The organism is Pseudomonas sp. K5002 (assembly GCF_013386655.1).
Lineage (GTDB): Bacteria > Pseudomonadota > Gammaproteobacteria > Pseudomonadales > Pseudomonadaceae > Aquipseudomonas.
The window spans coordinates 1-12,835 of the sequence record NZ_JACARK010000074.1 but is presented as its reverse complement, the minus strand read 5'-3'; the positions used below and the strand labels follow the sequence as shown (position 1 = coordinate 12,835).

General features: G+C 61.4%; 11 protein-coding genes, 1 tRNA gene and 1 pseudogene. 10 read left to right on the top strand and 3 right to left on the bottom strand.

All coding sequences use genetic code 11. From position 1 onward, the window contains the following. Positions 1-4 precede the first annotated feature (4 nt). The 4 genes from HX846_RS04445 to HX846_RS04430 all read left to right on the top strand — a co-directional run bounded on the left by HX846_RS04445 (position 5) and on the right by HX846_RS04430 (position 2,468). Positions 5-418, top strand: coding sequence for a pilin (locus HX846_RS04445; RefSeq protein ID WP_087694624.1), 414 nt, complete (start codon positions 5-7; stop codon positions 416-418). Positions 419-504: 86 nt separating this feature from the next. Beyond that, complete coding sequence (locus HX846_RS04440; RefSeq protein WP_178965032.1) at positions 505-1,914, top strand: O-antigen ligase; 1,410 nt, start codon at positions 505-507, stop codon at positions 1,912-1,914. 39 nt (positions 1,915-1,953) lie between these two features. Continuing rightward, positions 1,954-2,026: transfer RNA gene (locus HX846_RS04435), tRNA-Thr, on the top strand. A 136-nt stretch (positions 2,027-2,162) separates the two neighbouring features. Continuing rightward, entirely contained in the window at positions 2,163-2,468 is a 306-nt protein-coding gene (locus tag HX846_RS04430; RefSeq protein WP_008437299.1) for a DUF6388 family protein, read from the top strand. Between the two features lie 134 nt (positions 2,469-2,602). On the opposite strand, the gene nadC is transcribed toward HX846_RS04430, so the two are convergent. Then, complete coding sequence (gene nadC / locus HX846_RS04425; RefSeq protein ID WP_008437288.1) at positions 2,603-3,451, bottom strand: carboxylating nicotinate-nucleotide diphosphorylase; 849 nt, start codon at positions 3,449-3,451, stop codon at positions 2,603-2,605. 282 nt (positions 3,452-3,733) lie between these two features. Between nadC and HX846_RS04420 the strand changes: the two genes are divergently transcribed. The 5 genes and pseudogenes from HX846_RS04420 to HX846_RS40340 all read left to right on the top strand — a co-directional run bounded on the left by HX846_RS04420 (position 3,734) and on the right by HX846_RS40340 (position 9,549). Next, on the top strand, positions 3,734-5,893 hold the full coding sequence (locus HX846_RS04420; RefSeq protein WP_178965031.1) for a DUF1631 domain-containing protein: 2,160 nt from the start codon (positions 3,734-3,736) through the stop codon (positions 5,891-5,893). A gap of 61 nt (positions 5,894-5,954) precedes the next feature. Further along, entirely contained in the window at positions 5,955-6,518 is a 564-nt protein-coding gene (gene ampD / locus HX846_RS04415; RefSeq protein WP_003215934.1) for a 1,6-anhydro-N-acetylmuramyl-L-alanine amidase AmpD, read from the top strand. Further along, positions 6,515-7,351, top strand: coding sequence for a regulatory signaling modulator protein AmpE (ampE, locus tag HX846_RS04410; RefSeq protein ID WP_178965030.1), 837 nt, complete (start codon positions 6,515-6,517; stop codon positions 7,349-7,351). The genes ampD and ampE overlap by 4 nt, the downstream gene beginning before the upstream one ends. Before the next feature lie 200 nt (positions 7,352-7,551). Next, positions 7,552-8,643: pseudogene (locus tag HX846_RS40345) on the top strand (methyl-accepting chemotaxis protein); the annotation flags it as partial. Continuing rightward, a complete protein-coding gene (locus HX846_RS40340) occupies positions 8,620-9,549 on the top strand; it encodes a methyl-accepting chemotaxis protein (protein ID WP_372241965.1) in 930 nt (309 codons plus the stop codon). The pseudogene HX846_RS40345 and the gene HX846_RS40340, both read left to right, overlap by 24 nt. A gap of 32 nt (positions 9,550-9,581) precedes the next feature. Here HX846_RS40340 and HX846_RS04400 read toward each other — a convergent pair whose 3' ends face one another. Together HX846_RS04400 and cra are read right to left on the bottom strand one after the other, a co-directional pair. Next, positions 9,582-10,358, bottom strand: a complete 777-nt coding sequence (locus tag HX846_RS04400; protein ID WP_178965028.1) for a TatD family hydrolase — start codon at positions 10,356-10,358, stop codon at positions 9,582-9,584. A 5-nt stretch (positions 10,359-10,363) separates the two neighbouring features. Next, on the bottom strand, positions 10,364-11,359 hold the full coding sequence (cra, locus tag HX846_RS04395) for a catabolite repressor/activator (RefSeq protein ID WP_003215943.1): 996 nt from the start codon (positions 11,357-11,359) through the stop codon (positions 10,364-10,366). A 294-nt stretch (positions 11,360-11,653) separates the two neighbouring features. Here cra and fruB point away from each other — a divergent pair. Continuing rightward, on the top strand, positions 11,654-12,835 hold a 1,182-nt coding region (fruB, locus tag HX846_RS04390; protein WP_178965027.1), incomplete at its 3' end, for a fused PTS fructose transporter subunit IIA/HPr protein.

The window sequence follows — 12,835 nt, the reverse complement described above, 5'->3', positions numbered from 1 at the left end:
TGTGATGCGTCAGAAAGGTTTTACCTTGATCGAATTGTTGATCGTCGTGGCAATCATCGGCATTTTGGCCACCATCGGCCTGCCCATGTACACCAAGCACCAGGCCAAGGCCAAGTTCACCGCAGGGCTGGCCGAAGTCTCCGCGTTGAAGGCGGGCTTTGAAGACACGCTGAACCAGGGGACGCCACCGACCCTGGCGTTGATTGGAGGGACCAGCCCAACGGCCAACTGCAAGATTGACGTGACCGGCGACATCGCCACCGGTGCTGGCACGATTGCCTGTGAAATCCTCGATGCACCCGCGCCGGTCCTGGGCAAGATCATCACCTTGACCCGTAGCGCCACAACCGGCTGGAAGTGCACCACCACGGCAGAAGACCAATACGCCGCTAAAGGTTGTGCTTCCGGCGGCGCGTGATCATCAGGTCGTCTACTGTTTACGCAGCAAGGAAGAGCGTGTGTGTAAACCGCTCTACGCCCATCACAAGGAAGTAGAGGTCGCCGATGACGTCGTCTGTCCAGCAGCGGGGGAACATATTCCTCATCGTGGTTATGTGTCTGCTGATGCTGGCTATTTGCGCGCCGTTCAGTAGCCATGACTGGCAACGTGCGGTGCAGATATCGGTGGCGCTGTGTGCGGTGGTGTATGGGCTGTGCTTGCCGCAGGCAGAGCGATGCGTAGACAGGTCGACAGCGCTCGGGGTGTCGCTGATCGGGGGCGCGGGGCTGGTTTCGGCCCTGTTGGCCCACCAGCCACTCTGGGCGTTGACCGAGCTGGCGCTGCTCATCAGTTGTTGCGCCACTGCTGTGGCTTTCAGCCGGGCCAGGCGCAATGGGGATGAGTCCCTGGATCGTGTATTGGTCCTGTTCGTATTGCTGCTGTGCATGGTTAAAAGCATTCAATATCTGCACGCCGGGGTCCTCGCCTTCACCAGCGGCGAAGCAATCGTGAATACCGATTTGCTGTTGTCCGGGTTCTCCAATAAACGTTTCTACGGTCAGTTCCAGACCTTCACCCTGCCGCTGCTGGCGCTTCCCTTGCTGGTTTCAAACGTCGCTCGTCCAGCGCGGGGCGCAGTGTTCGCCCTGCTGTGTGTCTGGTGGCTGATCGCGATCGGTGGCGGTACCCGCGGCACCTGGCTCGGTATGGGCGCTGCCGGCTGCGTGCTGATGTTCCTGGGGCCGCAGGGGCGCCGTTGGCTGGGCTGGCAGTTGGCGGCACTGGCCTGTGGGTTAGTGTTGTATTGGTTGGTCTTCACGGTGCTGGCAGGGTACTTGGGGATTGTAATTTCCAATGGTGCCGTAGATCGACTGACCACCAGCCTCTCGGGGCGTGGGCCGATATGGTGGCAGGCCTGGAGCATGATTATCGAGCGGCCCTGGCTGGGTTTCGGGCCGATGCATTTTGCCGACATCGCCAATGACATTGCCGCTCACCCTCACCAGGCGATTCTGCAGTGGGCCAGCGAATGGGGCGTACCGTCGACGCTGTGCGTGATCGCGTTGGTTGCGTGGGCGGGTTGGTCAACCTTGGGCGTGTTGCGTGAGCGTGCGTGGTCATTGGCGCCCGTGGACCTGCTGCGCCTGTGCCTGTTTGCCTCGCTGATCGGTGCACTGGCCCAGGCACAGGTGGATGGGGTGATCGTGATGCCGGTGTCGCAACTCTGGCTGGCGCTGGTGGTTGGCTGGCTGATGGGATTGCATGTGTGGCGCGTTCCATCGGTCGCCCCGGTGCCGGCGTTGTACAGGGTGTGGATGGCCGCGAGCGTCGTGGCCGTGGGCTTGCTGGTGTTCGTCGCGATTCGTGACGTGCCCCGACTCACGGAGCGCAGCGAGCGCTACATGGGCCTGGGCAACGGTCACCTGCAGCCACGCTTTTGGGTGCAAGGTGTGATTGCCCTCGAAATGCAGTGAGTTGCCGGACGTCCAAGGCAGTGCTAGCTTTAGCCCACCGCCCGTGTAGCTCAGCCGGTAGAGCAGCGCACTCGTAACGCGAAGGTCGCAGGTTCGATTCCTGTCTCGGGCACAAAGGCAACACAGTTTTCAGATGATCCCAGAATGGTTCTGAAGGCCAGACGAACCGGTATTCATGCCTGTTCTTTTGTATCTGCGCGACCTTGATGACCCAGATGCATCCCCATTCCTCGATCTAAGAGAACGACATGACCACACAAGAAATGACCCAGGAAGCGCGGCACGAAGCAGCCCTCAAAAAGTACGTCGCGGAGTCGCCGGAACTGCTGGATGAGATCAAGGACCTGAGCGCCGATGATCAAAGGGACCAGATCCAATGGGCGTTTGAGGATGAGGCCGAGGCCCAGGGCCTGCAGCCATGGGAACTGACCCTGAAGTACACCTCCACCCCCGAAGCGTTCGAGGCGGCGCGCCTGGCTTTGCACAAGGAAGCGGCCGAGGTGTTGGGTGTCGACTGGAACGAGTATTGCGGGATGAACAATCTCGCGATCTGACACAAGTTTGATGTGGCGAGGGGGCTTGGTCCCGCTGGGTTGCCAAGCGACCCCAAAAACCTTGGGAGCGCTGCGCACTCCAGCGGGAGCAAGCTCCCTCGCCACAAAAGCAGGCGCTTACATTCAAGGGCGTTTCAGAGACTAAGCCGCATCGACAAATCCACCGCCTTCACATCCTTGGTCATCGCCCCGATGGAGATGTAGTCCACGCCGGTTTCAGCGATGGGCAGCAGGGTGCTTTCGTTGATCCCGCCACTGGCCTCCAGCTTGGCTTTGCCGTTGTTCAGGCGCACCGCTTCGCGCATGTCATCCAGGCTCAGCTCATCCAGCATGATGATGTCGGCGCCCGCCGCCAGTGCCTCACGCAGTTCCTCCAGGCTTTCTACTTCGATTTCCACCGGCTTGCCCGGGGCGATCTTGTGGGCGGCGCTGATGGCCTGGGCAATGCCACCACAGGCTGCGATATGGTTTTCCTTGATCAGGAACGCGTCATACAGGCCGATGCGGTGGTTGTGGCAACCACCGCAGGTCACTGCATATTTTTGCGCCAGGCGCAGGCCGGGTAGTGTCTTGCGGGTATCCAGCAGCTTGACCTGGGTGGACGCGACAAAGTCCGCCAGGTATTGGGCGCGGGTGGCAACGCCTGACAACAGTTGCAGGAAATTCAGCGCGCAACGCTCGCCACTGAGCAGCGAGCGGGCCGGGCCTTCGAGGTGAAACAGCGCCTGGTTGGGGCTGACACGTTCGCCGTCGCGCACCTGCCAATGCACCGCGACGCGTGGGTCCAATTGGCGAAACACCGCTTCCACCCAGGCCGTGCCGCTGATGACGGCGGCGTCGCGCGTGATGATCGTGGCCTTGGCCAGGCGTTCGGCGGGGATCAGTTGTGCGGTGATATCCCCGCTGCCGATGTCTTCCAGCAGTGCGCGACGCACGTTGGCTTCGATTTCGGCGGTCAGGTCGGCTAGACGAAGATTGGGCATAACAGGCTCCACAAACAAAGTGCCTGGATTATAGGGGCAGGGCGGGCCTGAACCCAAGGCAACTGGCACCACGGGTGCGGTGCGCGATGTTCATTTACACGGCAATCACAGAGTTCGCTGGCGCAACAACCCTCATTTGCAAGATAATCTCGCGCCTTGCAATTGGCGTCATAGCTTTGACGTCACGGTGATAGCCCGATTTTCGCAGTGCCCCGGCGTGCTTCGCGCCGTTGCTGCACCGATCCTTCACACAATCGAATACCGCCGTTTCAGGAGGCCAGGATGCACAATGACGGGAAGGTGGTGCCGATCAATAAGGCACGGGCGACGCCATCGCCGCTCGCCCGCCTGCCGGTGGTGTTGCTCCAGGTCCGTGACAAGGCGGCGCAGCAACTCAGGCAGGGACTGCAGGAGCTGTTTGATAACGCCGACGACACCCTGTTCGAAATGGCCGACAAGACCCGCAGTAACGTCGACCACGGTATTTTCTTTGAGGCCATGCGCGACCTGCGCCTCAAGCGCAAGAATTTCGAGCGTGGCTTCATGGAGCAACTCTACGAAGCGTTTGCCAATCTTGGCAACGTGGAGCGCGGTGAGCTGCAACTGATTCCGGTGGTGTCCTACACCGCGGCGCCCGGGGTCTCGGGCGATGAGCTGGAAAAAGCCGTCGCGCTCGAGGCCATGCTGGGCAAGGTGCTGCGCCGTGACGGGCTCGCCCTTGGGCAATTGACAGCCCGGCTGAATGCCTTGCTCGACAAACGCCTGGATGATCGGGACAACCCCCTGGGCCCGGCAATGCTGTGCGCGTTTTTTCTGCAAGCAGGACGCAGCCTTGGCGTGGAAATCCGGGTCAAGCTGATCATTCTCAAGCTGTTTGAGAAATACGTGCTCAGTGACGCTGATCTGTTGTACGGCGAAGCCAATCAGTTGCTGATCGCCACTGGCGTATTGCCCGAACTCAAGGCCGTGCCATCGCGGCGCGCCGTCGCCACGGCCGAGTTGCCTGAAGACACCCCGCCGATTGCCGGCCACCCGGCAGACGACAGCGGCCAGGAAGTTTTCGCGGCGTTGCAGGAATTGCTGTCGGCAGTGCGCGGCAGCGTGGCACCCACGCTGGAAGCCAGCGCCGAGACCCAGCCCATCTCCACCCGTGACCTGCTGCGCCTGCTCTCCCATTTGCAGCAATATGTGCCTGAGCCTGAGGTCGAGGACGATTTCGACCTGCGCAACCAGCTTGAACAATTGCTGACCCGGGTCAGCGTCAAGAGCGGCAAGTCGCGGGTGGTGGAGGATGCGGACGAGGATGTGATCAACCTGATCGCCATGCTGTTCGAGTTCATCCTTAATGACGGTACGGTGCCCGAGTCCCTCAAGGCGCTGATCGCCCGCCTGCAGATCCCGATGCTGAAAGTGGCGGTGCTGGACAAGAGTTTTTTCAGCCGCACCAATCACCCGGCGCGACGCTTGCTCAATGAAATCGCTTCGGCGGCCATGGGCTGGAGCCAGCGCGACGATTATCAGCGCGACAGCCTGTACCTGCACATCGAGCAGGTAGTGCAGCGGTTGTTGAATGATTTTGTGGATGATCCGGCAATCTTTTCCCAGTTACTGACCGAGTTCACCGCGTTTACCCATGACGAGCGACGCCGCAGCGAATTGCTGGAGCAACGTACCCGCGATGCGGAAGAAGGGCGCGCCCGTACCGAAATCGCTCGTCAGCGTGTAGCCGAAGCCCTCAATCTGCGGTTGCTGGGCAAAGTACTGCCCGAGGTCGTGGTGCAGTTCCTGCAACAGGCCTGGAGCCAGGTGCTGTTGCTGGCGTGCCTGAAGCATGGCGAGCACTCGCCACAATGGCTGGCCGGGTTGCGCACCATGGACGAGTTGATCTGGAGTGTCGGCCTCAGCGAAGACACCGAAGCCGGCCGGCACCTGCTGGAGCAGTTGCCAGGCTTGCTGAAAGCCTTGCGCGATGGGTTGAGCGGAGCGGCATTCGATCCCTTCATTACCCGGGAATTTTTCACCCGCTTGCAAACCCTGCATGTCCAGTCGTTCCGGGGCAGTGCCGAGGAACAATCGTCGCTGTCGCAAGTCGAGGTGCGCGAGGCATTCGTCCTCAGTCCCGCGGCACCGGCCATCGAGGCGAGCCTGCCGGAAGATGATCCCGACCTGCTCAAGGTTCGCCAACTGCGGATCGGTTGCTGGGTGGAATTTCAGGAAGATGCCGAAAACACCCTGCGTTGCAAGCTGACGGCGATTATTGCGCCGGGCAATACCTGTATTTTCGTCAATCGAACCGGCCTCAAGGTATTGGAAAAAAATCCGCTTGAACTGGCCCTGGAGTTCAAGCGCGGCGCGGTGCGAACCCTGGATGATGCGCTGTTGTTCGACCGCGCCCTGGCTTCGGTGATTGGCAACCTGCGCCAACTTCATCGCGCCAAGTGATCGCAACCAGACAGCGGAACGCGGCATACTGAGTCACCCCAGCCTCGTTCAAGGAACCAGTATGCAGTTGGACCCCGCCAGCGGTTGGTGCCAGGGCATTCGTCATTGCCCCTCGCCCAACTTCAACGAGCGCCCCGGTGGCGAGATTTCCCTGTTGGTGGTGCACAACATCAGCCTGCCACCGGCGCAATTCGCCACCGGCAAGGTGCACGAGTTTTTCCAGAATCGCCTGGATGTCACGGAACATCCCTACTTTGAAGGTATTGCCGACCTACGGGTTTCTGCGCATTTTCTGATTGAGCGTGATGGCGCGGTGACGCAGTTTGTCTCGTGCCGGGACCGAGCCTGGCATGCCGGGGTATCGAGCTTCGAGGGGCGTGAGACGTGTAACGACTTTTCCCTGGGGATCGAGCTGGAGGGCACTGATGACCTGCCCTTCACCGATGCCCAGTATCAATCCCTGATCGCCCTGACGCGCCAGTTGCTGGCGGCGTACACGGGCATTACCCGCCAGCGCATTTGTGGCCATAGCGATATCGCCCCGGGACGCAAGACCGACCCCGGACCCGAATTTGATTGGGCGCGCTTTCGCAGCGCCTTGCAGGATGGAGGACACGCACAATGAGTTTTCTGGTGTTGGTGCTGGCGGTATGGATCGAGAAGTTCTCGGCCCTGCGTCACCGAATACAACGTGATGGCGGTTGGTTGCGGGAACTGGCCAAGCTGGAGTCGAGCGCCAGCCTGGGCAAGCAGCCGTGGCTGATCCTCACGTTGCTGGTGCTGTTGCCGGTGGCCTTGCTTGCGCTGTTGTTGCTGGTGCTGGAGCCAGTGGCCTATGGCCTGTTGGCGCTGCCGGTGCACCTGCTGGTGGTGATCTACAGCCTGGGCCGTGGCGATCTCCTGGCCGGATTGGGCCCGTTCCGTGATGCCTGGCGCCGGGGTGACCTGCAGGCGGCCGAACATGTGGCCGAACGTGACTTGAGCATCAGCGCCGACAGTGGTGAGCAGTTGCTGGAGCGGGTCCAGGGCCATCTGTTGTGGCAGGCCTACCAAAGCTTCTTCGCGGTGATTTTCTGGTACTTCCTCCTCGGGCCGGTGGCCGCCCTGGCCTACCGTCTGCTGGCGCTGGCGACCGAGAACAGCAAGAACCTGCTGGTGGCCGAGCGTGCCGGGCAATTGCGCCATGCCTTCGACTGGTTGCCGGTACGTTTGCTGGCGGCGAGTTTCGCCCTGGTCGGCAACTTTGTGGCGGTCGGCCGGGTGATGCTGCATGAGCTGCTGAGCTGGGACATCAGTGCTGCGCAACTGGTGGAGAAGGTGGGCCTGGTGGCCGCGGAGATCCCGCCACCGGTGGTAGGCGCCGAGGGCATCAACAGCCTTGATCGTATCTGGGAGTTGCTGCTGCGTGCCGCCGTGCTGTGGTATGCCGGCTTTGCCATCTGGACCGTGCTGCCCTGATTTGCCCCCCCCCCCCCCTGTAGGAGCGGGCAAGCTCGCTCCTACCTCGTTAACCTTAAGTTACAAACCTCCTTTTCGAATTGAGCTATACAGACAGAGCGCCAAATAGTGGCTATCTGCCGCCGCCCTGCGCCCTCAATAAAAATAAAAGAAAAGGGAGTTCACCTGTGAAGAGCTTGCTCTATCCCGCCGTCGCGTTCATGAACCGCCTGACCTTCGGCATGAAGTTCAGCCTTATCAGCGTGCTGTTCCTGTTGCCGATGCTGGCCACCAACTACTACCTGGTGCGCGATTCCTGGCGTGAATTCCAGGGCACTCGCATCGAGCTGCAAAGCCTCGACCTGCTGGGCAGCAGCCTGGCCCTGCGCCGCGACCTGGAAACCCTGAACAACCAGGTACAGATCAACGCAACCCTCGGCCAATCAGGCAAGGCCGGTGATATCGAAAACAAAATCACCGCCCTCGAAGACAGCCTGCTGCAGCGCCTGCAAAGCTTCCACGCCCTGTCCGCCGACCCTGAGCAGGCCGCCGCCTTCGAAGCCAAGCGCGATGAAATGATCGCCGCCTTCAAGGCCCAGCAACAGGAAACTTCACTGCTCAGCAAAAGCGCGCTGATCGGCAAACTCCTCAACAAGGCGCAGATGCTCAGCCAGATCATCGCCAGCCAGTCGGGTTTGAGCCGTGACCCCCAGGGCGACCTGCGCCAACTCAGTGAACTGATCACCAGCGTCACCCCGCAAGTCACCCAGACCCTGGGGGAAGGCCGGGCCATGGGGGCTTATTCGTTGGGCCAGGGTTTTCTCAATTCGTCGTCCAGCACTCGTTTTGACGAGTTGCTGCAGCAACTGGAAAAGCTCCAGGCGGAATACGGCCTGAAACTGCAGGATGCCCTCGGCTCCAGCAAGCCCGCCCACGCAGCATTGGCGAGCCTGGCGGACGCGAGCAAGGCCAGCCTCAAGCAAGGCAGTGAGTTGTTCGAAGAGCAGGTCGTGGTGGCCGAAACCCTCGACGCCCCATGGCAAGGCTTCTACGACGACGTCAGCACGTTGATGGCCAAGACCTATCAGCTCGACGAAGCCACCCTGACCTTTCTCGAGCAGCAACTGGAGCAACGCCTGTCAGAAAACCGCACGCACATGATCGGATTGGTGGCGGCACTGGCGTCGGTGTTTTTGCTGATCTTCTATTTGTATGCCGGTTTCTACGCCTCCACCCGCACCACCTTGCGCCGCCTGGGGGCGACGATGGACAAGGTGGCGGCCGGTGACATGACCGTCACCTTCATCGCCCACAGCCGCGACGAACTGGGGGATTTGGGCCAGGTGTTCAACGCCACCGTGGCCAAAATCCATGACCTGATCGAGCGGGTAGGGCACACCGTCAACCAGGTCGAACACCAGGCCGGACAAGTGGAGTCGGTCTCGGCCAGCAGCAACCAGGCCGTGTCCGGCCAACGCAGCCAGATCGAGCAAGTGGCGACCGCCATGAACCAGATGTCCTCCACTGCCCAGGAAGTGGCGCGCAGTGCAGCGGCGGCGGTCAGCAGCGCCCACAGCGTCAACGATGAAACCGTCAGCGGACGCGGCCTGGTGCAGTCCCAGCAAGGCAGTATCGCGGCGTTGGCTTCGGAGATCGATCAAACGGTACGGGTCATCAACCAATTGGCCATCGACAGCCAATCCATCAGTCGCGTACTGGAAGTGATCAAGAGCATTGCTGAACAGACCAATCTGCTGGCGTTGAATGCCGCCATCGAGGCCGCGCGCGCCGGTGAGCAAGGACGCGGTTTCGCCGTGGTGGCCGATGAAGTGCGCACTTTGGCCCGGCGCACCCAGCACTCCACCGAAGAGATCGAGCAGATGATTGCCAAGCTCCACAGCGGTGTCGGCGCTGCGGTGAAGGCCATGGGCACCAGCCACGAGATGGCCAATGGCACGGTGGGGCAGTCGGAAAAAGTCCAGCAGGCCCTCGAAAACATTCTCGGCGCGGTAGGCATGATCGTCGACCAGAACCAGCAGATTGCCGCCGCCGTCGAACAGCAGACTGCCGTGGCCCATGACATCGATCAGAACATCGTCGAGATCAATCGCGCCGGTGAACATGCAGCGCAGGGCGCGCACCAGACTGAAGAGGCCAGCCGGCAGTTGTCCTTGCAAGTGATCGAGCTGAAGCAGTTGATCGGGGCCTTTCGAGTGTGAGGCATGGCCAGGCATGCATCGGGGATGGGCGCCTACCAGTTGAACAGCTCGCAGGCATTGCGGGTGCTCGCCTCGGCCAGCGCTGAGGAACTGATGCCCATGCGCTCCGCCAGGGCGGCGCAGATGTCTGGCAGGTGTTCGGGGCTGTTGCGCTGGCCGGGGTACATCACGGGGGCCATGTCCGGTGAGTCGGTTTCCAGTACCACGCTTTCCAGCGGCAGCCGGGCGATCACCTTGTGCATGCGCTGGGCTTGCGGCCACGTGGCCGCGCCGCCCAGGCCCAGTTTGAAGCCGAGCTTGATGTACTCGCGGGCCTCTTCCTGGCTGCCGGCAAATGCGTGGATGATTCCGCCCCGTGGCAGCCGAATGCGCTTGAGAGTGGCGATCACGGCAGCGTGGCTGCGGCGCACATGCAGCAGCGCCGGCAGTTGGAAGTCCACCGCCAGCTTCAGTTGCGCTTCAAACAGGCTTTGCTGGCGTTCGCGGTCCAGCTGTTCGAGGAAATAATCCAGGCCGATTTCGCCCACCGCGCACAGTTGCCGGTGGCCGTTCAGGCGGGTCAGCCAGTCGCCCAGTTCCGTCAGGTCGGCGGGGCGATGGTGGTCGAGATACACCGGGTGCAGGCCGAAGGCGGCGAATAAATCCGCGTCGGTTTGCACCAGGTCCCACAACCGTTGCCAATTCTGCTGATAGACCCCGAGCACCACCATCCTGCGCACGCCCAGGCGGCGACTGCGGCTCAGGACTTCGCGGCGGTCCGTATCGAAGTCCGGAAAATCCAGATGGGTGTGGCTGTCGATCAGCTCCACACCGCTTACTCCGAGTGAATCCGCTGCTTGAACGTTCGGCCGATGGCATGCACGCCGGGTTCGTAGTGCTGTTCTTCAATGGCCGCCAGCGCCAGGCGCAGCGCGGTGTCGGCAATCAACTGATGCTGTTGGGCCATGGCATTCACCGGCAGCGGCAGGAAATCCAGCAGTTGGGTGTCGCCAAACGTCCCCAGTCGCAGTGGCCGGGATTTGAGCGGGAAGTCATGCAGCGCGTCAAATACCCCTTGCAGCAGGACGTAGGACGTAGTCACCAGTGCGTCAGGCAAATGCCCCAGGCTTTGCAGCAACTGCTCCATCAGCTGTCGGCCACAGTCGCGGCTGAACGACTCGCCTTGTTCGATCAGCACTTCGCCGCTGAAGTCTTTCAGCGCTTGCTTGAAACCGGCGGTACGTTCCTGGCTGATGCTCAGCTCTGGCCGCGCGCCGATCAACACGATCTGCTTGGGCAGCGGGTGCAGCAGGCTGCTGGTCAATTGCTGGCAGGCCTGGCGATCATCGCTGACCACCGAGCAAAACTGCGTAGACTCCATCACCCGGTCGATGGCGATCACCGGCAAACCCTTGGCTTGCAGTTCGCGGTAGCTGTCGTCGGTGGCCGGCAGGCAGCTGGCGACAAACAGCGCATCGCAACGGCGGGCGCGGAACAGTTGCAGCAGTTGCCGCTCACTGTTGGCGTCGTCGTCGGAGCTGGCGATCAGCAATTGATAGCCGCGGGCACGGGCGCCTTGTTCGAGCAACTTGGCGATGCGTGCGTAACTGGGGTTTTCCAGGTCCGGCAGGATAAAACCCAGGGTACGGGTGTGCCGGCTGCGCAGCCCGGCGGCCTGGGGGTTGGGCGTAAAGCCATGTTCTTCAACCACGGCGCGCACCCGTTCGACGGTTGCGCTGCTGATCCGTTGCTGTTCGGCCTTGCCATTGATGACGTAGCTGGCGGTGGTCACAGACACACCGGCAATGCGCGCGATATCACTGAGTTTCAAACCGGGATTTCCTTGTTTTTTAGAGCTTGCCCCGACATTTTGTCCAATCGTAACCGATTACTGCAGGCGACCATTGTCGCAACTCAACAGCCGAGTGGCTCTTCAATCATGGGAAATTAACGCGTAATCTGCCATAAATTCTAGATTAAACGTTTCAGCAAGCGTATTTTTACGATTATCGCGACGAGTGTGGTCCTGCCAACTGACCACTCAGTCAATTTTATTCGAACGCTTTTGCACTGATTTATTCAAAATAATACCTAGTGCGCCCGCCGCACTAACTAGGAGAACGGCATGCTTGAGCTCACCCACGAGCAGATATCCATGGGCCAGACGGCTGTGGATAAGTCTGCTGCCTTGCAACTGCTCGCTGAAAAACTGGTGGCCGATGGCCTGGTCGCCGAGGGTTACCTCAGTGGCTTGCAAGCGCGTGAAGCCCAAGGTTCGACCTTTCTCGGCCAGGGTATCGCCATCCCCCACGGCACCCCCGAAACCCGCGACCAAGTGTTCGCCACCGGCGTGCGCCTGCTGCAATTTCCCGACGGCGTGGATTGGGGCGATGGCCAGATCGTCTACCTGGCGATCGGCATTGCCGCCAAATCCGACGAACACCTGCGCCTGCTGCAACTGCTGACCCGTGCCCTCGGCGAGACCGACCTGGGCCAGGCCCTGCGTCGCGCCAGTTCTGCCGAGGCCTTGCTGAAACTGCTACAAGGTGCGCCGCAGGAGCTGGCGCTGGACGCACAGATGATTGGCCTGGGCGTGTCGGCTGATGATTTCGAAGAACTGGTGTGGAGAGGCGCACGCCTGCTGCGCCAGGCCGATTGCGTGAGCAATGGCTTTGCCGCCGTGCTGCAACAAGTCGACGCGCTGCCCCTGGGCGATGGCCTGTGGTGGTTGCACAGCGAGCAGACGGTGAAGCGCCCGGGCCTGGCTTTTGTCACCCCGGATAAACCGATGCGTTACCTGGGCCAGCCCTTGAGCGGCCTGTTCTGCCTGGCCAGCCTCGGCGAGGCCCACCAGACCTTGCTCGAACGCCTGTGTGCCTTGCTGATCGAAGGCCGTGGCCAGGAACTCGGCCGCGCCACCAGCAGCCGGGCCGTACTGGAAGTGCTCGGCGGTGAACTGCCAGCCGACTGGCCAAGCGTGCGCATTGCCCTGGCCAACGCCCACGGGCTGCATGCGCGCCCGGCGAAGATCCTCGCGCAATTGGCGAAAAGTTTTGCCGGTGAAATCCGTGTGCGCATCGTCGATGGAGACGTCGGCGCGGTATCGGTAAAAAGCCTGAGCAAGTTGCTCAGCCTCGGTGCGCGTCGCGGCCAGGTATTGGAGTTTGTCGCTGAGCCAACCATTGCCGGTGACGCCTTGCCCGCCTTGCTGGCGGCAGTGGAAGACGGCCTCGGCGAAGAAGTCGAGCCGTTGCCGGCAGTCAGCGCCCAACAAGCCGTGGCCGAGATCGAACCGGTCATCAGCGCG